The 18,370-nt window shown below is 69.1% G+C and carries 21 protein-coding genes and 4 tRNA genes; 18 read left to right on the top strand and 7 right to left on the bottom strand.

The window, feature by feature from the left end:
* Positions 1-107: 107 nt before the first annotated feature.
* The 3 genes from htpX (at position 108) to OG214_RS16145 (ending at position 1,846) form a co-directional block, all read left to right on the top strand.
* Positions 108-971: a zinc metalloprotease HtpX gene (gene htpX, locus OG214_RS16155; protein WP_363082053.1), complete on the top strand. Its 864-nt coding sequence runs from the start codon at positions 108-110 to the stop codon at positions 969-971.
* Entirely contained in the window at positions 968-1,360 is a 393-nt protein-coding gene (locus OG214_RS16150) for a YccF domain-containing protein (protein WP_383032082.1), read from the top strand. Before htpX ends, OG214_RS16150 begins: the two co-directional genes overlap by 4 nt.
* 216 nt (positions 1,361-1,576) lie before the next feature.
* The gene (locus OG214_RS16145) at positions 1,577-1,846 is read left to right on the top strand and encodes a GlsB/YeaQ/YmgE family stress response membrane protein (RefSeq protein WP_363082055.1); all 270 of its coding nucleotides are present in this window, start codon (positions 1,577-1,579) and stop codon (positions 1,844-1,846) included.
* A 52-nt stretch (positions 1,847-1,898) separates the two neighbouring features.
* On the opposite strand, the gene OG214_RS16140 is transcribed toward OG214_RS16145, so the two are convergent.
* The 3 genes from OG214_RS16140 to OG214_RS16130 form a co-directional block, all read right to left on the bottom strand.
* Complete coding sequence (locus OG214_RS16140; protein WP_405985119.1) at positions 1,899-2,558, bottom strand: alpha-ketoglutarate-dependent dioxygenase AlkB family protein; 660 nt, start codon at positions 2,556-2,558, stop codon at positions 1,899-1,901.
* Positions 2,555-3,058, bottom strand: coding sequence for a methylated-DNA--[protein]-cysteine S-methyltransferase (locus OG214_RS16135; protein ID WP_405987520.1), 504 nt, complete (start codon positions 3,056-3,058; stop codon positions 2,555-2,557). The genes OG214_RS16140 and OG214_RS16135 overlap by 4 nt, the downstream gene beginning before the upstream one ends.
* Positions 3,059-3,213: 155 nt before the next feature.
* The gene (locus tag OG214_RS16130; protein ID WP_093596820.1) at positions 3,214-3,702 is read right to left on the bottom strand and encodes a YajQ family cyclic di-GMP-binding protein; all 489 of its coding nucleotides are present in this window, start codon (positions 3,700-3,702) and stop codon (positions 3,214-3,216) included.
* 242 nt (positions 3,703-3,944) lie between these two features.
* On the opposite strand from OG214_RS16130, the gene OG214_RS16125 reads away from it, so the two are divergent.
* A tRNA-Tyr gene (locus OG214_RS16125) sits at positions 3,945-4,026 on the top strand.
* A 216-nt stretch (positions 4,027-4,242) separates the two neighbouring features.
* On the opposite strand, the gene OG214_RS16120 is transcribed toward OG214_RS16125, so the two are convergent.
* Positions 4,243-4,902, bottom strand: a complete 660-nt coding sequence (locus tag OG214_RS16120; protein WP_405985118.1) for an SDR family oxidoreductase — start codon at positions 4,900-4,902, stop codon at positions 4,243-4,245.
* 58 nt (positions 4,903-4,960) lie between these two features.
* Positions 4,961-6,220: an amidohydrolase family protein gene (locus tag OG214_RS16115; RefSeq protein WP_405985117.1), complete on the bottom strand. Its 1,260-nt coding sequence runs from the start codon at positions 6,218-6,220 to the stop codon at positions 4,961-4,963.
* A gap of 407 nt (positions 6,221-6,627) precedes the next feature.
* Between OG214_RS16115 and OG214_RS16110 the strand changes: the two genes are divergently transcribed.
* The 8 genes from OG214_RS16110 (at position 6,628) to OG214_RS16075 (ending at position 11,567) form a co-directional block, all read left to right on the top strand.
* A tRNA-Thr gene (locus tag OG214_RS16110) sits at positions 6,628-6,700 on the top strand.
* A 47-nt stretch (positions 6,701-6,747) separates the two neighbouring features.
* Positions 6,748-6,820 (top strand) — tRNA-Met (locus OG214_RS16105).
* A gap of 92 nt (positions 6,821-6,912) precedes the next feature.
* Positions 6,913-7,077, top strand: a complete 165-nt coding sequence (rpmG, locus tag OG214_RS16100; protein WP_003956487.1) for a 50S ribosomal protein L33 — start codon at positions 6,913-6,915, stop codon at positions 7,075-7,077.
* A 126-nt stretch (positions 7,078-7,203) separates the two neighbouring features.
* Entirely contained in the window at positions 7,204-7,656 is a 453-nt protein-coding gene (locus tag OG214_RS16095; protein ID WP_363082059.1) for a MaoC family dehydratase N-terminal domain-containing protein, read from the top strand.
* Between the two features lie 5 nt (positions 7,657-7,661).
* The gene (locus OG214_RS16090) at positions 7,662-8,090 is read left to right on the top strand and encodes a MaoC family dehydratase (protein WP_405985116.1); all 429 of its coding nucleotides are present in this window, start codon (positions 7,662-7,664) and stop codon (positions 8,088-8,090) included.
* 159 nt (positions 8,091-8,249) lie between these two features.
* Positions 8,250-8,810, top strand: coding sequence for a TetR/AcrR family transcriptional regulator (locus tag OG214_RS16085; protein ID WP_363082061.1), 561 nt, complete (start codon positions 8,250-8,252; stop codon positions 8,808-8,810).
* 125 nt (positions 8,811-8,935) lie between these two features.
* Positions 8,936-10,426 carry an MFS transporter gene (locus OG214_RS16080; RefSeq protein WP_405985115.1) on the top strand — a complete coding sequence of 497 codons (1,491 nt, stop codon included), beginning with the start codon at positions 8,936-8,938 and terminating at the stop codon, positions 10,424-10,426.
* A gap of 58 nt (positions 10,427-10,484) precedes the next feature.
* The gene (locus OG214_RS16075) at positions 10,485-11,567 is read left to right on the top strand and encodes a UDP-N-acetylmuramate dehydrogenase (protein ID WP_405987519.1); all 1,083 of its coding nucleotides are present in this window, start codon (positions 10,485-10,487) and stop codon (positions 11,565-11,567) included.
* 22 nt (positions 11,568-11,589) lie between these two features.
* On the opposite strand, the gene OG214_RS16070 is transcribed toward OG214_RS16075, so the two are convergent.
* Both OG214_RS16070 and OG214_RS16065 read right to left on the bottom strand, forming a co-directional pair.
* Positions 11,590-12,618, bottom strand: a complete 1,029-nt coding sequence (locus OG214_RS16070) for an adenosine deaminase (RefSeq protein ID WP_405985114.1) — start codon at positions 12,616-12,618, stop codon at positions 11,590-11,592.
* 165 nt (positions 12,619-12,783) lie between these two features.
* Positions 12,784-14,010 carry a pyridoxal phosphate-dependent aminotransferase gene (locus OG214_RS16065; protein WP_363081957.1) on the bottom strand — a complete coding sequence of 409 codons (1,227 nt, stop codon included), beginning with the start codon at positions 14,008-14,010 and terminating at the stop codon, positions 12,784-12,786.
* 226 nt (positions 14,011-14,236) lie between these two features.
* Here OG214_RS16065 and OG214_RS16060 point away from each other — a divergent pair.
* The 6 genes from OG214_RS16060 (at position 14,237) to OG214_RS16035 (ending at position 18,166) form a co-directional block, all read left to right on the top strand.
* Positions 14,237-14,309, top strand: a tRNA-Trp gene (locus tag OG214_RS16060).
* Between the two features lie 108 nt (positions 14,310-14,417).
* On the top strand, positions 14,418-14,702 hold the full coding sequence (gene secE / locus OG214_RS16055; RefSeq protein WP_066942727.1) for a preprotein translocase subunit SecE: 285 nt from the start codon (positions 14,418-14,420) through the stop codon (positions 14,700-14,702).
* A 71-nt stretch (positions 14,703-14,773) separates the two neighbouring features.
* On the top strand, positions 14,774-15,652 hold the full coding sequence (gene nusG, locus OG214_RS16050; protein WP_383032070.1) for a transcription termination/antitermination protein NusG: 879 nt from the start codon (positions 14,774-14,776) through the stop codon (positions 15,650-15,652).
* Between the two features lie 218 nt (positions 15,653-15,870).
* Entirely contained in the window at positions 15,871-16,305 is a 435-nt protein-coding gene (gene rplK, locus OG214_RS16045; RefSeq protein ID WP_363081959.1) for a 50S ribosomal protein L11, read from the top strand.
* 83 nt (positions 16,306-16,388) lie between these two features.
* On the top strand, positions 16,389-17,111 hold the full coding sequence (gene rplA / locus OG214_RS16040; protein WP_363081960.1) for a 50S ribosomal protein L1: 723 nt from the start codon (positions 16,389-16,391) through the stop codon (positions 17,109-17,111).
* Between the two features lie 176 nt (positions 17,112-17,287).
* Positions 17,288-18,166 (top strand): DUF6612 family protein, encoded by an 879-nt coding sequence (locus OG214_RS16035; RefSeq protein WP_363081961.1) that lies wholly within the window; start codon positions 17,288-17,290, stop codon positions 18,164-18,166.
* Positions 18,167-18,370 lie beyond the last annotated feature (204 nt).

The following is an 18,370-nucleotide window of genomic DNA, read 5'->3' as shown; positions in this document are numbered from 1 at the left end:
GGGAACCCGTACCGCTCGCCTGGCGTTGACCAGTACGGAAGGGTCCACTGGAGAGTGGAGAAGCACCAGCGAAGGGCTCCCCCGCCGCACCACCTGGAGGGCGTACCGTGCACCGCCGGCACAACGGGTTGAGGACCGCCGTACTCCTCGGGGGACTGTCCGCACTCATCATCGGGATCGGCAGTATCTTCGGCCGTACGGGCCTGATCGTCGCGCTTGTCGTGGCCATCGGCACCAACGCGTACGCCTACTGGAACAGCGACAAGCTGTCGCTGCGCGCCATGCGTGCCCGCCCGGTCAGCGAATTCGAGGCACCGCAGCTCTACCGCATCGTCCGCGAGCTGTCGACCGCCTCCCGTCAGCCCATGCCACGGCTGTACATCTCACCGACCCAGGCCCCCAACGCCTTCGCCACCGGCCGCAATCCGCGCAATGCCGCAGTCTGCTGCACGGAAGGCATCCTCCAGATCCTCGACGAGAGGGAGCTGCGCGGTGTCCTCGGCCATGAACTGAGCCATGTCTACAACCGGGACATCCTGATCTCCTCGGTCGCGGGCGCCCTCGCCTCGGTCGTGATGTTCCTGGTCAACTTCGCCTGGCTCATCCCCGTGGGCCGTTCCGACGACGATGACGGCCCCGGTATCTTCGGCTTTCTTCTGATCATGATCCTGGGTCCCCTGGCGGCCACGGTCATCCAGCTCGCGGTGAGCCGGTCGCGTGAGTACGAGGCGGATGCCTCGGGCGCGCAGATCACCGGTGACCCGCTCGCCCTGGCGAGCGCGCTGCGGAAGCTGGAGGCGGGGACGAGACAGCTCCCGCTGCCGCCCGAGCCGCGTATCGAGACCGCCAGCCACATGATGATCGCGAATCCCTTCCGCCCGGGACAGGGGTTCGCGAAGTTGTTCTCGACGCATCCGCCGATGGCGGAACGCATCGCCCGACTGGAACAGATGGCAGGTCGCCGACCATGAAGACAATCCTCAATGTCATTTGGCTCGTCCTGTGCGGCTTCTGGATGTGCCTCGGCTATCTCCTGGCCGGAGTGCTTCTGTGCATCACGATCATCGGAATCCCGTTCGGCTTCGCCGCTTTCCGCATCGGGCTCTACGCGCTGTGGCCCTTCGGCTATACGGCGGTCGACCGCCCCGGCGCGGGTGCGCCGTCGTTCGTCGGCAATGTCCTGTGGCTGGTTCTCGCGGGCTGGTGGCTTGCCCTCGGTCATATCTTCACCGGCATCGCGCTCTGTGTGACCATCATCGGAATCCCGCTGGGCTTCGCCAACTTCAAGCTGATCCCGATCTCGCTGATGCCGCTCGGCAAGGAAATCGTGCGCACCGACCAGCCGTTCGCCACGCGCTGACGCCGACGCCGACGCCGACCCGGGTGCGGGCGGGATACCGCGCCCGCATAGCCACGCCCTTGGGGGGCATAGTCCTGCCTGCGGGGACGGTAGCGCTGAGCGAGCGCGACGAACGAGGCCAATCCGTGCGTGGTCGTGGGCACGACCGGTCCCGCAACCGCGAGCCGCGTCCATGACGTCATTCCTGACGACACGCACGAAAGGCAGGTTCAGGGCATGAGCATCATCGGCTGGATCATTCTCGGACTGCTCGCCGGAGCCGTCGCCAAGATACTGCTTCCGGGCCGGGACCCCGGTGGGCTGATCGGTACGACCGTCATCGGTATCGCGGGGGCGTTCATCGGCGGCTGGATCTCGGCCCGCTGGCTCGACCACCCCATCAACGCTGACTTCTACGACGGAGCCACCTGGGCCGCCGCCATCGGCGGGGCGCTCGTGCTGCTCGTCATATACAGGATCATCTTCGGCCACTCACGGTCCCGCTGAGGCGACCGGATAGCCCGACAGCCGCGGCCGCGGTCGCTGTCGCGACAGCGCCTCAGCCGAGGCCTGTCTCCCGCAGGGTGATGTTCAGCCGTCCATGGGGCATGCCCGTCGCGGGGACGGCCGTTCCCGGATACACCTTGGGCACGCCGTGGTAGGCGAGGCGGGACGGTCCTCCGAAGACGAAGAGGTCGCCGGAGGAGAGCTCGACATCCCTGTACGGCCGCCCCCGGTTCTCCGTACCGCCGAAGCGGAAGACGCAGCGGTCACCGATGCTCAGGGACACCACCGGGGCGCCGGACTTCTCGTCCTTGTCCTGGTGCATCCCCATCTTGGCGTCACCGTCATAGAAGTTGATCAGCGCGGTGTCCGGGGTGTACGCCGCGCCGGCCGCCGGATCGCCGTACGCCTCGGTGAGTGCCGCGCGTCCGAGCCGCAGCAGCCAGTCCGGGAACTCCGCGACCGGGGCGCCGTTCACATCCCCGGCGGTACGGGTGTATCTGTACGGCTGCCAGTGCCAGCCCACGCAGACGGTCTGCACGGACATGACACCGCCGTTCGGCAGCACGGTGTGCCGGATCGGTACCGGCCCCCGCGCCCAGTCGCGGCAGGCGTCCACCAGCTCCCGCTGCCGTTCCTCCGGCAGCCAGTCGGGGACATGCACCGCGCCGGGCGCGATGACCGCCCGCGGCCTGGGGAAGAGTTCTCCGCTCATGACACGAGCGCACCCTCCAGACCGAGGAGGCGCTCCTTGCGCTCCAGCCCGGCGGCGTAGCCGCGGAGTGCTCCGTCCGCCCCGATCACCCGGTGGCACGGCCGTACGACCAGCAGCGGATTCCGGCCGATCGCCGTCCCTACCGCGCGCACCCCGGCCCCGGCGGAGCCGACCCGCGCGGCGATCTGTCCGTAGGTCACGGTCACGCCGTACGGAATGGCGTCCAGCGCCTGCCAGACCCGCCGCTGGAAGTCCGTACCGCCGTCCACGTACTCCAGGTCGAACCGTGTCAGCCCGCCCTCGAAATACGCCCCGAGCTGCCCGGCGATCCCGTCGAACGCCTCGGGCGCCCGCACCCATCCGTCCCGGACGACAGCCGCGCCCTTCTGCTCCGGCAGGGAGAGCGAGGCCAGCGCGACGCCACCCTTCGCGGTGGCGGACTCCTCCCCGGCCAGAAGCAGTTCACCCAGCGGGCTGTCCATCGTCGTGTACACGGTCACGGTCATCACTCGTTCCTCTCCCGCAGCGCGGTCCGCCGTCTCTCGGTAACGAGTCTCCGCCTCCGAAGCCCCGGACGCTGGCGGAAATCAGACGCCACGCCCGAAGAGCCCCCGCCGTTTCGGGCGCGCGTCCGTGCGGGTCGGAGCGGAGGTGATTACCGGTAGTTCACGAACTGGAGGGCGAAGTCGAAGTCCTGGCCCTTCAGCAGCGCGATCACGGTCTGGAGGTCGTCGCGGCTCTTCGAGCTGACCCGCAGTTCATCGCCCTGCACCTGTGCCTTGATCCCCTTCGGGCCCTGGTCGCGGATGATCTTCGCGACCTTCTTGGCGTTGTCCTGGGAGATGCCCTCCTCGATCGTGGCGAAGATCTTGTACTCCTTGCCGGACAACTGCGGCTCGCCGGCGTCCAGCGCCTTCAGCGAGATCCCGCGCTTGATCAGCTTGGACTGGAAGACGTCGAGGATCGCCTTGACCCGCTCCTCGGAGTTCGCCTCCATCAGGATCTTCTCGCCGGACCAGCCGATGGAGGCTCCGACGTTCTTGAAGTCGTAACGCTGAGAGATTTCCTTCGCGGCCTGGTTGAGGGCGTTGTCGACCTCCTGCCGCTCGACCTTCGAGACGATGTCGAAACTGGAGTCGGCCATGTCCTGTGGCTCCTTGTATCGGTGCTGCCCGGGAGCTGACCGGGCAGCACATCGGGTGCTCGTCGCATGCTCGCAGCGCGGCCGGACACCGCCGGTCGCTCCCGTAAAGCCTAGTCACCCGCACCCGCCCGAAGCGCTGATCAATCCGGTGGCGGAGCACCCCTGGGCATCGGGTATCGTTTACGTCGTTGCCACGGAGCACCGCCCCACAGCGGCCCATCCGAACGGCAGCGACATCCCATGGCGGTGTGCCCGAGTGGCCAATGGGAGCGGACTGTAAATCCGTCGGCTTAGCCTACCCAGGTTCGAATCCTGGCGCCGCCACGCGATAAATGAGATGGCCCCTGATCTGCGGAGACGCGGATCGGGGGCCATTCGCTTACGGGCCCGTCCACGAACCGGCGCGAGCCCACGCACCCGCACGAGCTCCCCACCCCCGCACCGACACCGAGGTCCCGCACGTGCCCCCCGGCCAAGTGCCCTGCCGGGGAGCCGATATGAGCGGGCGTCGGGGAACGACGGCCGTGGTTCAGCGGCGGCTCATCGGGCGCTGGCCGCCGCCTTCGTGGCCTCCGCCACCGGGACCGTGCCGCTGATCAGTTCCAGGGTCAGACCCGTCGTGTCCGGGCTCTCCAGCAGCTCCGCGAGCACCGCCGCCACATCGTCGCGCGGCACCGGACCGCGCCCCACCGACCTCGCCAGCGATACGAGCCCGGTGCCCGGGTCGTTCGTCAGCATTCCCGGGCGCAGGATCGTCCAGTCGAGAGCCGACCTGGACCGTACGTCCTCCTCGGCCGCGCCCTTCGCCCGCAGATACACGTCGAAGACGTCGTCCCCGCGGTGATCGGGGTTCGCGCCGGTCGAGGAGACGAGGAGATAGCGCCGTACGCCGGCCCGCTCCGCCGCGTCGGCGAGCAGGACCGCGGCGCCGCGGTCCACCGTCTCCTTGCGCGCCGTGCCGCTGCCGGCGCCGGCGCCCGCCGCGAACACCACGGCGTCCGCGCCCTTCAGCGCCTCGGACACCTCCTCCACCGAGGCCGACTCCAGGTCCAGCACGACCGGTTCGGCGCCCGCCTTCCGCAGATCCGCCGCCTGACCGGGGTTGCGGATGATCCCCGCGACCTCGTTTCCGCGCTCGGCGAGCAGCCGCTCCAGCCGTAGCGCGATCTGACCATGTCCTCCGGCGATCACAATTCGCATGGTCACGACCGTACGCCGGACAGGGCCGTCGCCGCCTCGCGCGACTGCGCCGTACGGCTCACGGGCCGCTGTGAGGGAGGTCGGACCGGCCCTGGCGCGGGAGTTCCAGCGCGACGGTCGCCGCCGTGTCGCAGTACTCCCGTACCGCGCTCGTACGGGCCACCACCCGTCCCCGGTGGATCACGATCCTGCTGTACGCCAGCGACAGCATGTCCGCGATCCGCTCCCCGCGCACCGCCAGCAGCTCGGCGGGGAAGCCCGCCTCCACCCGTACCTCCGGCAGGCCCATCGCCGCCCGCGCCGCCGTGCTCACCGTGTCGTACGCGTCCGCCGCCCGCATCCCGGTCTGCGAGGCCAGCAAGTAGGCGGCCTCCAGCGGATCCCCGCGGCCGACCGGATTCGACACGTCGCGCAGTGCCCCGCTGCCCGCCGCGACCCGGACGCCGGCCGCCCGCAGCAGCGGTACGGGGGCGACGCCCCGCTGTCCGGGATCGCCCCGTTCGACGCCTCCGCAGCCGCCCTGCGGCAGACAGATCACCGTCACACCGGCCGCCGCCAGCTGGGCCGCCGACCGTGCCGCGACATCGGCCGGCAGCCGGGACAGCCCCGCGCACGGTCCGAGCGTCACACCCGGCCGCATCCCGCCCGCCATCGCCGCCAGCCGGGCGAGCCGGGCCGGGTCGTCACCGTCCGTGTGCAGATCGACCGGGCAGCCGTGCTCGGCCGCGATCGCCAGCACCGCTTCCGCGTACCCGGCGGGATCCGGATCGAGATCGGGACAGCCGCCCACCACCCCGGCGCCCATCTTGACCGCGTCGCGCAGCATCGCGAGCCCGTCGGCGCCCGCGCGCCCCGTCAGCAGCCGCGGTACGGCGACGGCCGTCAGATCGCCGAGGCCGCGCAGCGAACGCCGCGCCTGGAGTACCGCCTCCATCCTGCCCAGTTCCTGCGCGTCCCCGATCCGTACGTGGGAACGCAGCGCGGTCGCGCCGTGCCCGAGCTGGAGCAGGGTGGCCTCGGTGGCCCGGCGCTGAACGTCCTCGGGGGCGTACGAGACCGGCCCGTCGCAGGTGAGCGCGGTGAGTGCGGTGTCGCAGTGGGCATGCGGTTCGGCCGGGGCGGGGAGCAGCAGATAGCCGGCGAGATCCAACCGGGAGCCGTGCGCGGTGAGACTGCCGGCCGTGCCCACGGCCTCGATCCGGCCCGCGCTGAGCCGTACGTCGACGGTACGGCCGTCGGTGAGGCGGGCGCCGGTCAGCACGAGCGCGCTGGAGTCGGCCGTGCCGCCGTCGGACGGCCGCGGGTGGCTGTCGGGCATCGCGCTCCTGGTGGTGCCGGCTTTCCTGGTGGGGGTGGTGGGGGCCGGTGGGGATGGTGGGGCGGTGGGGGCTTTCCGGTGGGCTCGGGCGTGCAAGATCACGCGGCCTGGGTCGAGCCTAGGGGCGGCTCAGCCGTGCTTCGAGGAGGAGCGCAATAGTCGTACCGGCGAGCCCACCCCTGGCCCGCCTGTGGCCTGTGAGGCGCCTCGGGACGGCTGAGGTGTCCCCTTGGGACGGCTGGGCTCAAGGGCCCGCGCGGGGCGGCAAGGCGGCGCGGGGGAGGGCGCGGGAACAAGCCTGGACGCGGCCTGGACACGGCCTGGACGCGACCGGTCAGGAGCCGGGAAAGTGACGGGGAAACGGATTTGGGCGAACGGCGACCAACCGTGTAATGTCTTCATCGCTCGCCCCAATAGCTCAGTCGGTAGAGCGTCTCCATGGTAAGGAGAAGGTCTACGGTTCGATTCCGTATTGGGGCTCAGATGTTCGGTGATCCTCGCCCTCGGGCGAGGAGATCCAACATCGAAGCGGTGTAGCTCAGTCGGTAGAGCAAGCGGCTCATAATCGCTGTGTCACCGGTTCAAGTCCGGTCACCGCTACACACAGTAGCCGATTGTGGGGTCGGTCCTTCGATCGGCTACTCTTTTATGCGTTCATCTGTTCATCCGTTGTCCGTCCAAGGAGCACTCACGTGGCTGCCACCGACGTCCGCCCGAAGATCACGCTGGCCTGCGTGGAGTGCAAGGAGCGGAACTACATCACCAAGAAGAACCGGCGTAACAACCCGGACCGTCTTGAGATGAAGAAGCACTGCCCGCGCTGCAACTCGCACACCGCGCACCGCGAAACGCGCTGAATCAGGCTCGTATGCGAGGCCGTCCCCACTGGGGGACGGCCTCGCGTCGTTTGTGGCGCCCCCGTTCGTCTGTAACGGCTCCGTGCCGTTATGTAGTGGTCACATCCATCAGGAGGGAGCGAGTCCATGGCGCTCGATCAGTCCTTCGTGGGGCGGAGCTATCCGCCCACCGAGCCGTACGAGGTCGGCCGGGAGAAGATCCGCGAGTTCGCCGAGGCGGTGCGCGACCCCAATCCGGTGTACACCGATCCCGAAGCCGCCAAGGCGCTCGGCTACAGCGACCTGATCGCCCCACCGACGTTTGTGTTCGCGATCACATTCAAGGCGGCGGGTGATGTCATCGCCGATCCGCAGCTCGGTCTGGACTACAGCAGAGTGGTGCACGGCGACCAGAAGTTCGCCTACTCCCGTCCCGTACGGGCGGGGGACCGGCTGACCGTCACCTCCACCATCGAGACCATCAAGTCGCTCGCGGGGAACGACATCATCGACGTACGCGGCGAGGTGCACGACGAGGCCGGCGAGCATGTCGTGACCGCCTGGACGAAGCTGGTGGCACGCGCCGCCGAGGAGGCGTGAGGCCGATGACGGCGAAGATCGGTTACGACGAGGTCGAGGTCGGTACGGAGCTGCCCGCGCAGAGCTTCCCCGTCACGCGGGCGACGCTGGTGCGGTACGCGGGTGCCTCGGGGGACTTCAACCCGATCCACTGGAACGAGAAGTTCGCCAAGGAGGTCGGCCTGCCGGATGTCATCGCGCACGGCATGTTCACCATGGCCGAGGCGATCCGGGTGGTGACCGACTGGGCCGGCGACCCGGGGGCCGTCGTCGAGTACGGCGTCCGCTTCACCAAGCCCGTCGTGGTGCCCAACGACGACACGGGCGCGCTGGTCGAGGTCAGCGCCAAGGTCGCGGCCAAGCTGGACGACAGCCGGGTCCGGGTGGATCTGACGGCCATGAGCGCGGGGCGGAAGGTGCTGGGGATGTCCCGTGCCGTCGTCCGCCTGGCCTGATCCCGTGCGCCCCTGCTCTCCTGTGTGTCTGTAAGGGGTGCTCGCCTACTGCGAGTGCCCCTTACCTCCGTTCCCCTTCCTGCCTCTCGCCCGTCCTCGCTTCTCACCCGCGCCCGCTGTCGCTTGACAAAGTTAGTGAGTGGCCAATAACTTTCTCGTATGGTCAGGATGAGCGCAGAAGAGCGGCGCGAGAGCGTCATCCGCGCGGCGGTCACCGAGTTCGCCCGCAGCGGCTACAACGGCACCTCCACCGAGGTGATCGCCCGCCGGGTGGGTGTCTCGCAGCCGTATCTCTTCCGGCTCTTCCCGAACAAGGAAGCCATGTTCCTCGCCGCGTCACAGCGCTGTCTCGCGGACACCACGCGCCTCTTCGAGCAGGCCTCCAAGGGGCTGGAGGGTGAAGAGGCCGTTCGCGCCATGGCCGCCGCGTACCAGCGGCTCATCGCCGACGATCCGGAGAAGCTGCAGATGCAGATGCAGATGTTCGTCGCGGTGGCATCCGCCGAGGCCGCGGGTGACCACGACTTCGGCGACAGCGTACGGGCCGCCTGGCTGAACCTCTGGGACACGGTCCATCTCGCGCTCGGGGCGGACGTCAAGGAGACCACCTCCTTCTTCGGATACGGAATGCTGATCAACACCCTGGTCTCCCTGGGGTTTCCGCCCGAGGACCGCGTCTGGTCCGGTTTCTACGACTCGGCGCAGCCGGTCGGCGACTGAGCCGCGAGGCGAACCCGAATCCCGAGGCGAGCCCCTCTTCGGCTCTCCCCGCACCGTGCACATGCTTCGGGCTTTCTTCTGTCCAAGAAAGTTAGTCATCAATAACTAATCTGAAAGGGAGAACGATGACCCCGTCAGCAGCCCGCGGCTCCGCCGCCTGGGCCCTGGTCATCACCGGTGCCGCCAGCTTCATGGCGGCCCTGGACAACCTCGTCGTCACGACCGCGCTGCCGTCCATCCGGGAGGACCTCGGCGGCGCGCTGGAGGATCTGGAGTGGACGGTGAACGCCTACACGCTCACCTTCGCCGTCCTCCTCATGTTCGGAGCGGCCCTCGGCGACCGGTTCGGCCGGCGCAGGCTCTTCCTCGCCGGTCTCACGATCTTCACCGGGGCCTCCGCCGCCGCGGCCCTCTCGCCCGGTATCGACGCGCTGATCGCGGCGCGCGCCGTCCAGGGCGTCGGCGCGGCGATCATGATGCCGCTCGCCCTCACCCTGCTGACCGCCGCCGTCCCCGCGGAACGGCGGGGAGCGGCCCTCGGCATCTACGGCGCGATCACCGGTCTCGCCGTCGCCAGCGGTCCGCTCGTCGGCGGAAGCCTCACCGAGCACTTCTCCTGGGACTGGATCTTCTGGCTGAACGTCCCGATAGGCCTGGCGCTGCTGCCGCTCGCCCGGATGCGTCTGAAGGAGTCGCACGGGCCGGGCGCCCGGCTGGACATCCCCGGCACCGTACTGATCAGCGGCGGTCTCTTCGGCATCGTCTACGCCCTGGTCAACGCCAACGCCGAGGGCTGGACCAGCACCACCGTTCTGCTGGGCCTCTTCGCGGGGACGGCGCTGCTCGTGGCCTTCGTACGCCATGGACTGCGCCGCCCGGACGCGACACTGCCCATGCGCCTCTTCAAGAGCCGTGCCTTCACCGGCATCAACGCGGCGAGTCTGCTGATGTTCCTGGGCATGTTCGGCTCGATCTTCCTGCTCAGCCAGTTCCTCCAGGGCGTGCTCGGCTACTCGCCCACGGAGGCCGGACTGAGGATGCTCCCCTGGACGGCGATGCCCCTGCTCGTCTCGCCGATCGCCGGTCTGGTCTCCGACCGCGTCGGCGGCCGTCCCGTCGTCGCGACCGGGCTGGCCCTCCAGGCGGTGGGGCTCGGCTGGTTCGCACTGGTCATCGAACCCGGGGTGTCGTACGCGGCCCAGCTTCCCGCTCTGATCATCAGCGGTATCGGTATGGGGCTGTACTTCGCCCCGGCCGCCAGCCTGGTCATGTCCAGCGTCCGCCCCGCCGAACAGGGCATCGCCTCCGGTGCCAACAACGCCCTGCGCGAGGTCGGCGGAGCGCTCGGGGTCGCGATCCTCGGCGCGGTCTTCGCGGCGCGCGGCGGTTACGAGTCCGCCGACACCTTCGCCGACGGCACCGTCCCCGCGCTCTGGATCGGTGCGGGAGCGGTGGCGCTCGCGGCGCTGACCGCACTGATCATCCCGGGGCGGCGCGCCGGGCGGACCGCCCCGATCGGAGAGGGAGAGAAGACCGCGGACGCCATCGGGACCGGGGACAGCGCCGACCGGACCGGGGACACGGACGGGGAGCAGCGCGAACGGGTGGCCGTCTGACCTCGCACCCGCCCGGTCCCGCACCACTCGACCACGGGCCGTCGCGATCGCACCTGCGATCGCGACGGCCCGTACTCTTGTCCCCGTGCAGGAACTCCACGACGCCCCTCTCGCCCCCCTGACCACCTTCCGGCTCGGCGGGCCCGCGGCCCGGCTCCTCACGGCCACCACCGACGACGAGGTCACCGAAGCCGTACGCGCGGCGGACGCGGCCGGCACACCGCTCCTGATCATCGGCGGCGGGAGCAATCTGGTCATCGGGGACCAGGGCTTCGAGGGGACCGCCCTGCGTATCGCGACCCGGGGCTTCACCCTCGACGGCACCACGCTGGAGCTGGCCGCCGGCGAGGTCTGGAGCGACGCCGTCGCCCGTACCGTCGAGGCGGGCCTGGCGGGCGTCGAATGCCTCGCCGGTATCCCCGGATCGGCCGGTGCCACCCCGATCCAGAACGTGGGCGCGTACGGCCAGGAGGTGTCCAGCAGCATCACCGAGGTCGTCGCCTACGACCGCGCCGCCCGCGAGACCGTCACGCTGACCAACGCCGAATGCGCCTTCTCGTACCGCCACAGCCGCTTCAAGGAGCACCCCGAGCGGTATGCCGTGCTGCGCGTCCGCTTCCTGCTGGAGGACGCGGGCGGGCTCTCCGCCCCGCTCAAGTACGCCGAGACGGCCCGCGCCCTGGGCGTCGAGCCCGGCGACCGCGTGCCCGCCGCCGTCGCCTGGGACACCGTGCTCAAACTGCGGGCCGGCAAGGGCATGGTGCTGGACCCCGAGGATCACGACACCTGGTCGGCGGGCTCCTTCTTCACCAACCCGGTCCTGACCGAGCGGGAACACGCCGAGTTCGTCGGGCGCGTACGGGCCCGCCTCGGCGCCGACGCGAGGCCGCCCGCGTTCCCCGCGGGGGAGGGCCTCACGAAGACCTCCGCCGCGTGGCTCATCGACAAGGCCGGTTTCACCAAGGGGTACGGCACGGGCCCGGCCCGTATCTCCGGCAAGCACACCCTCGCCCTCACCAACCGGGGCGCGGCGACCACCGAGGATCTGCTCACACTCGCCCGTGAGGTGGTCGCCGGGGTCCATGAGGCGTTCGGGATCACCCTGGTCAACGAGCCCGTGACGGTCGGCGTCAGCCTCTAGGCACTGCCCCCCCACGGGCGTTTCAGTCCGCCAGCCAGGCGTCGATCCCCGACAGCAGCTTCTCCCGTACCTCCGGGGGCGCCGCCGAGCCCCGTACCGACTGGCGCGCCAGCTCGGCCAGTTCCGCGTCGCCGAAGGCGTGGTGCGCGCGGGCCAGCTCGTACTGCGCCACCAGCCGTGAGCCGAACAGCAGCGGGTCGTCCGCGCCGAGCGCCATCGGTACCCCCGCCTCGAACAGGGTCCGCAGCGGCACGTCCTCCGGCTTCTCGTAGACGCCCAGCGCCACATTGGAGGACGGGCAGACCTCGCAGGTCACCCCACGGTCCGCGAGCCTGCGCAGAAGCCTGGGGTCCTCGGCGGCCCGGACGCCGTGTCCGATCCTGGCGGCGCGCAGATCGTCCAGACAGTCCCGTACGGACGCGGGCCCGGTCAGCTCGCCGCCGTGCGGCGCGGCCAGCAGCCCGCCCTCCCTGGCGATCGCGAAGGCGCGGTCGAAGTCCCTGGCCATCCCGCGGCGCTCGTCGTTGGAGAGCCCGAAGCCGACGACACCCCGGTCCGCGTACCGCACGGCGAGCCGGGCCAGGGTCCTGGCCTCCAGCGGGTGTTTCATCCGGTTCGCCGCGACCAGCACGCGCATACCGAGACCGGTGTCCCTGGCGGCCGCGTCCACTGCGTCCAGGATGATCTCCAGCGCGGGGATCAGCCCGCCGAGCAGCGGTGCGTACGAGGTGGGGTCGACCTGTATCTCCAGCCAGCCCGAACCGTCCCGTACGTCTTCCTCGGCGGTCTCGCGGACCAGCCGCTGGATGTCCTCCGGCGCGCGCAGACAGGACCGGGCGATGTCGTAGAGCCGCTGGAAACGGAACCAGCCGCGCTCGTCGGTGGCGCGCAGTCTGGGCGGTTCACCGCTGGTCAGCGCCTCGGGGAGGTGGACACCGTACTTCTCGGCGAGTTCGAGCAGCGTCGTGGGCCGCATCGAACCGGTGAAGTGCAGATGCAGATGAGCCTTGGGCAGCAGGCTGAGATCGCGGGGGCGGGTGGTGCTCTCCATTCCAGGATCCTGCCGCACGGGAGGGCCGACCGGCAGCCCCTTTCCCCGATCGAGATCTTGCCCGAACGCAAAAACGAGCCCCCGGCCATCGCCGGGAGCCCGTTTCCGTGGCGCGATGTCTTCGGCCCGCCCGGGAGGAGCGGCGGGAGGAAGAGCGGCGCGGGGTCAGTCCTGAGCCTCGGCCAGCAGCTTCTGGATCCGGGCGATGCCCTCCACCAGGTCCTCGTCGCCGAGCGCGTACGACAGCCGCAGATAGCCGGGCGTGCCGAAGGCTTCGCCGGGCACCACCGCGACCTCGACCTCCTCCAGGATCAGCGCGGCCAGTTCGACCGTGGTCCGCGGCCGGCTGCCCCGGATCTCCTTGCCCAGGAGGGCCTTCACCGAGGGGTACACATAGAACGCGCCCTCGGGCTCGGGGCAGAGCACGCCGTCGATCTCGTTGAGCATCCGCACGATGGTCCTGCGGCGCCGGTCGAACGCGGTGCGCATCTCGGCGACGGCCGTGAGATCACCGGAGACGGCGGCGATCGCGGCGGCCTGCGCGACATTGGAGACATTGGACGTGGCGTGCGACTGGAGGTTGGTCGCGGCCTTGACGACATCCTTGGGGCCGATGACCCAGCCCACCCGCCAGCCGGTCATCGCGTAGGTCTTCGCCACACCGTTGACCACGAGGCACTTGTCGCGCAGCTCCGGTACGACGGCGGGCAGCGAGGTGAAGGTGGCGTCGCCGTACACCAGGTGCTCATAGATCTCGTCCGTCAGCACCCACAGCCCGTGCTCGACGGCCCAGCGGCCGATGGCCTCGGTGTCGGCGGCGCTGTAGACGGCACCCGTCGGGTTGGACGGTGAGACGAAGAGCACGACCTTCGTACGCTCGGTACGGGCCGCCTCCAACTGCTCGACGGAGAGCCGGTAGCCGGTGGTCTCGTCGGCCACGACCTCTACCGGGACACCGCCGGCCAGCCGGATCGACTCGGGATAGGTGGTCCAGTACGGAGCCGGGACGATGACCTCGTCACCGGGGTCCAGTATGGCCGCGAACGCCTCGTAGATCGCCTGCTTGCCGCCGTTGGTCACCAGGACCTGGGAGGCCTCGATCTCGTAACCCGAGTCACGCAGCGTCTTCGCGACGATGGCGGCCTTCAGCTCGGGGAGCCCGCCGGCCGGCGTGTAGCGGTGGTACTTGGGGACGCGGCAGGCCTCGACGGCCGCGTCGACGATATAGCCGGGCGTCGGGAAGTCGGGCTCGCCGGCGCCGAAGCCGATCACCGGACGTCCGGCGGCCTTCAGGGCCTTGGCCTTGGCGTCCACGGCGAGGGTCGCGGATTCGGAGATCGCGCCGACTCGGGCGGAGACCCGGCGCTCGGTGGGTGGGATTGCAGCGCTCATACGGCCATGGTCCCAGACCTGAAACCTCCCCGGCACACAGGTTTCATCCAGTGAACAAACGGCGGACGGCACCGCGAACGGCGCCGGTCGTGAATCGTTACGGCGCAAGCTGTTCGACGCGGGCGCCACGACCACGTACACTCACTCGTCGTTGGGCCTCGGCAGACAGGTCCGTACCAGGCACTCCGTGCACCCGGTCGGATGCGGTAGGTTGAGGAAGACACAAAGGGTCGTAGCTCAATTGGTAGAGCACTGGTCTCCAAAACCAGCGGTTGGGGGTTCAAGTCCCTCCGGCCCTGCTACACAAGCCTCCGCCAGGCTGTGTGCGCATGCACGTACATTCAATGCACCGCCGTGCGGCTCCCCCGGGCGCGGCACGGCCACGACCGGGAATCAGGTGAGAGAGCGTGACGGACGCCGTGGGCTCCATCGACAAGCCTGATGCCGACGATGAGTCCGCTGAGTCGAAGAAGCCCCGTAAGGGTGGCAAGCGCGGCAAGAAGGGTCCTCTGGGCCGTCTCGCGCTCTTCTACCGTCAGATCGTCGCCGAGCTGCGCAAGGTCGTCTGGCCGACTCGCAATCAGCTGACGACGTACACCACAGTGGTGATTGTCTTCGTTGTCATCATGATCGGTCTGGTGACCGTGATTGACTACGGCTTCCAGAATGCGATCAAGTACGTCTTCGGCTGATCCCGCGAAGAGCGCCCGACGCGGCGCTCCTTCGCGTGTTCCACCCATTGAGCCAGGAAGAAGCAGCCACCGTGTCTGACCCGAAACTGAACGACGCCAGCGAGTCGGAGGAGTCCCGAGAGGACGAAACCGACATCGTCGAGGCGGCGGACGCTGTCGAGCCAGACCAGGCCGAAGCCGCTGACGTCGCCGCGGGCGAGCCGGCCGAAGAGGCCGCTCTCCATATCGAGGACGACGAGACCGAGGCGGACGACGACTCCGCCGAGGACGCGCGCGACGAGGCGGACACGGACGACGAGGACGCCGAGGGCGAGGCCCCGGCCGACGCTCCCGCCGACCCGATCGCCGCGCTCCGTGAGGAGCTCCGCGGTCTGCCCGGCGAGTGGTACGTCATCCACACCTACGCGGGCTACGAGAAGCGCGTGAAGGCGAACCTGGAGCAGCGTGCCGTCTCGCTGAACGTCGAGGACTTCATCTACCAGGCCGAGGTCCCCGAGGAAGAGATCGTCCAGATCAAGAACGGCGAGCGCAAGAACGTCCGCCAGAACAAGCTCCCGGGCTATGTCCTGGTGCGGATGGATCTGACGAACGAGTCCTGGGGCGTCGTCCGCAACACCCCGGGCGTCACCGGCTTCGTGGGCAACGCGTACGACCCGTACCCGCTGACCCTGGACGAGATCGTCAAGATGCTCGCGCCGGAGGCCGAGGAGAAGGCCGCCCGTGAGGCCGCCGAGGCCGAGGGCAAGCCGGTTCCGTCCCGCAAGGTCGAGGTCCAGGTGCTGGACTTCGAGGTCGGTGACTCGGTCACCGTCACCGACGGTCCGTTCGCCACGCTCCAGGCGACCATCAACGAGATCAACGCCGACTCGAAGAAGGTCAAGGGCCTGGTCGAGATCTTCGGCCGGGAGACGCCGGTCGAGCTGAGCTTCGACCAGATCCAGAAGAACTGAGCGCCGGACCGCACGGGCGTCACGCGCCCTCTGGCACAACAGCTCCGGAGCAGCGGCTCCGGAACAACAGCTTCCGACCAGGTCAGACAGGCTCCCACAGATGTCTGACCTGTCGGTTTTTGGCCGTGCAGCTATACCCGTTATCGTTGTGCGGTATGCCTCCATCCGGATGACCGGACGGTCGGCTGAAAACTCTCACTAGGACCCGGAGAGAGCACATGCCTCCCAAGAAGAAGAAGGTCACGGGGCTTATCAAGCTCCAGATCAGTGCCGGTGCGGCCAACCCGGCTCCGCCGGTCGGCCCCGCACTGGGCCAGCACGGCGTCAACATCATGGAGTTCTGCAAGGCCTACAACGCCGCGACCGAGTCGCAGCGTGGCATGGTCGTGCCGGTGGAGATCACGGTCTACGAGGACCGCTCCTTCACCTTCATCACCAAGACTCCGCCGGCCGCCAAGCTGATCCTCAAGGCCGCTGGTGTGGACAAGGGCTCCGGCGAGCCGCACGTCAAGAAGGTCGCGAAGCTCACCCGCGCCCAGGTGCGTGACATCGCCACGACCAAGATGCCCGACCTGAACGCCAACGACCTGGACGCCGCCGAGAAGATCATCGCCGGCACCGCCCGTTCCATGGGCATCACGGTCGAGGGCTGACCCAGCCGGGCAAGCCCCAGTGGCAGGGCCATGCGCGGCCCGGACCACGAACTCCACATCTGTACGAACCACCAGGAGAAGAAGTGAAGCGCAGCAAGGCTCTCCGCGGCGCGGACGCCAAGATCGACCGGGAGCGCAGCTACGCCCCGCTCGAGGCCGTCCGTCTCGCCAAGGACACCACCACCACCAAGTTCGACGGCACCGTCGAGGTGGCCATGCGGCTGGGCGTCGACCCGCGCAAGGCCGACCAGATGGTCCGTGGCACCGTGAACCTTCCGCACGGCACCGGCAAGACCGCCCGGGTCCTGGTCTTCGCGACCGGTGACCGTGCCGAGGCCGCGCGTGCCGCGGGCGCCGACATCGTCGGCGCCGACGAACTCATCGACGAGGTCTCGAAGGGCCGTCTGGACTTCGACGCCGTCGTCGCCACCCCGGACCTCATGGGCAAGGTCGGCCGCCTCGGCCGTGTCCTCGGCCCGCGTGGTCTGATGCCGAACCCGAAGACCGGCACGGTCACCCCGGATGTCACCAAGGCTGTCAACGACATCAAGGGCGGCAAGATCGAGTTCCGTGTCGACAAGCACTCGAACCTGCACTTCATCATCGGGAAGGTCTCCTTCGACGAGACGAAGCTGGTCGAGAACTACGCCGCGGCGCTGGAGGAGATCCTCCGTCTGAAGCCGTCGGCCGCGAAGGGCCGCTACATCAGGAAGGCGACCCTGGCGACGACGATGGGCCCCGGCATCCCGCTGGACGCCAACCGCACGCGCAACCTCCTCGTGGAGGAGGACCCGGCCGCCGTCTGAGCGACGGCAGCCCTGGGTCACGCGTACGGCACGTAGCGCACCGCACGGACGAAAGGCCGGTCCCCGCACCTCTCCGGAGGCGCGGGGACCGGCTGTTTATTCAGCGGGCACTGTCAGAGGCGGACGGTAGAGTTCGCCGAAAGTACAAGATCTTTTACTTATTCGTGGGGGGATCCATGAAGATCACTTATCGGAACATCGCGGCGACCGTGCTCGCGGGCGCGCTGCTCTGCGGCACGGCGGCCTGCTCGGCGGAGAGCACCAAGCCCGCCGCGGACCGCAAGAGCGACGACGGCAAGGCCGCGGCGAAGACGGTGGAGATGTCCCCGGTCGCCGCCGTCGAGAAGGCGACCGCCAACAACAAGGACCTCACCTCGCTGACCTACTCCATGAGCGGCAAGATCCCGGGCGAGGGCCCGATCGAGGCCGACGCGGCGCTGGGGCTGAAGCCGCTGGGCATGCGGATGTCGATGCGGATGGAGGTGGACGGAAAGCAGGAGGAGGTCGAGATCCGGCTCACCGAGGGCGGTCTCTATCTCAACGGAGGCAAGGAAGCCGCCGCCGAGATGGACGGCAAGAGCTGGATGAAGTTCCCCATGGACCCGTCCGGGGAGGGATCGGCGGCGGCCGGGCTGCCCAGCCAGTTCGACCAGAACCCCGCCGAGGAGTCCGCCTCGCTGACCGCCGCCGACGATCTCAAGAAGGTCGGCGAGGAGACCGTCGACGGGGTCGCCACCACGCACTACACCGGCACCCTGACGCTGGCGGATCTGCGCGACAGCCTGAAGGACGAGAAGGACGCCGAGGCCAAGGAGCGCCGTGAGAAGGGCCTCAAGGAGTACGAGGACATGGGCGTCGACAAGCTGACGATGGACATGTGGATCGACAAGAGCGACCTCACCAAGCAGTTCCGTATCCAGGGAGCCGCGAAGAAGGGACCGCTCGACCTGACGATCAAGTTCCTCGCCTACAACAAGCCCGTGACGGTCAAGGCTCCGCCGGCCTCCGAGACCGTCGACCTCGCGGAGATGATGGAAGCCGCCCAGGCCGGCTGACGGCCGTCCCGGCGCGATTTGCCTGGCATGGCGCCCTTCACGTACTGTTCCGGAGAAGCCAAAGACCGCTGGTCGTTGCCGTGTGCTCGTAAGAGGATGCGGCGGCCGAAGGATCCGCTAGCTGCGGACGACCTGCGCAGGTGACCGTGGACAGCTCCCGGATTCCATTCGGTCGAGCTACGCCCCGTGCGCCTGCGCCGGGGC

The sequence above is a fragment of the Streptomyces sp. NBC_00872 genome, assembly GCF_045161915.1.
Taxonomy (GTDB): Bacteria; Actinomycetota; Actinomycetes; order Streptomycetales; family Streptomycetaceae; genus Streptomyces.
The sequence above is the reverse complement of the archived record's forward strand: the minus strand, read 5'-3'. Positions and strand labels throughout refer to the sequence as shown.

Coding starts and splice junctions, on each gene's coding strand:
- OG214_RS16150 (WP_383032082.1), top strand. CDS start 968: ATGAAGACAATCCTCAATGTCATTTGGCTCGTCCTGTGCGGCTTCTGG.
- OG214_RS16145 (WP_363082055.1), top strand. CDS start 1,577: ATGAGCATCATCGGCTGGATCATTCTCGGACTGCTCGCCGGAGCCGTC.
- OG214_RS16140 (WP_405985119.1), bottom strand. CDS start 2,558: ATGAGCGGAGAACTCTTCCCCAGGCCGCGGGCGGTCATCGCGCCCGGC.
- OG214_RS16130 (WP_093596820.1), bottom strand. CDS start 3,702: ATGGCCGACTCCAGTTTCGACATCGTCTCGAAGGTCGAGCGGCAGGAG.
- OG214_RS16120 (WP_405985118.1), bottom strand. CDS start 4,902: ATGCGAATTGTGATCGCCGGAGGACATGGTCAGATCGCGCTACGGCTG.
- OG214_RS16115 (WP_405985117.1), bottom strand. CDS start 6,220: ATGCCCGACAGCCACCCGCGGCCGTCCGACGGCGGCACGGCCGACTCC.
- OG214_RS16095 (WP_363082059.1), top strand. CDS start 7,204: ATGGCGCTCGATCAGTCCTTCGTGGGGCGGAGCTATCCGCCCACCGAG.
- OG214_RS16090 (WP_405985116.1), top strand. CDS start 7,662: ATGACGGCGAAGATCGGTTACGACGAGGTCGAGGTCGGTACGGAGCTG.
- OG214_RS16085 (WP_363082061.1), top strand. CDS start 8,250: ATGGTCAGGATGAGCGCAGAAGAGCGGCGCGAGAGCGTCATCCGCGCG.
- OG214_RS16080 (WP_405985115.1), top strand. CDS start 8,936: ATGACCCCGTCAGCAGCCCGCGGCTCCGCCGCCTGGGCCCTGGTCATC.
- OG214_RS16070 (WP_405985114.1), bottom strand. CDS start 12,618: ATGGAGAGCACCACCCGCCCCCGCGATCTCAGCCTGCTGCCCAAGGCT.
- OG214_RS16065 (WP_363081957.1), bottom strand. CDS start 14,010: ATGAGCGCTGCAATCCCACCCACCGAGCGCCGGGTCTCCGCCCGAGTC.
- rplK (WP_363081959.1), top strand. CDS start 15,871: ATGCCTCCCAAGAAGAAGAAGGTCACGGGGCTTATCAAGCTCCAGATC.
- OG214_RS16035 (WP_363081961.1), top strand. CDS start 17,288: ATGAAGATCACTTATCGGAACATCGCGGCGACCGTGCTCGCGGGCGCG.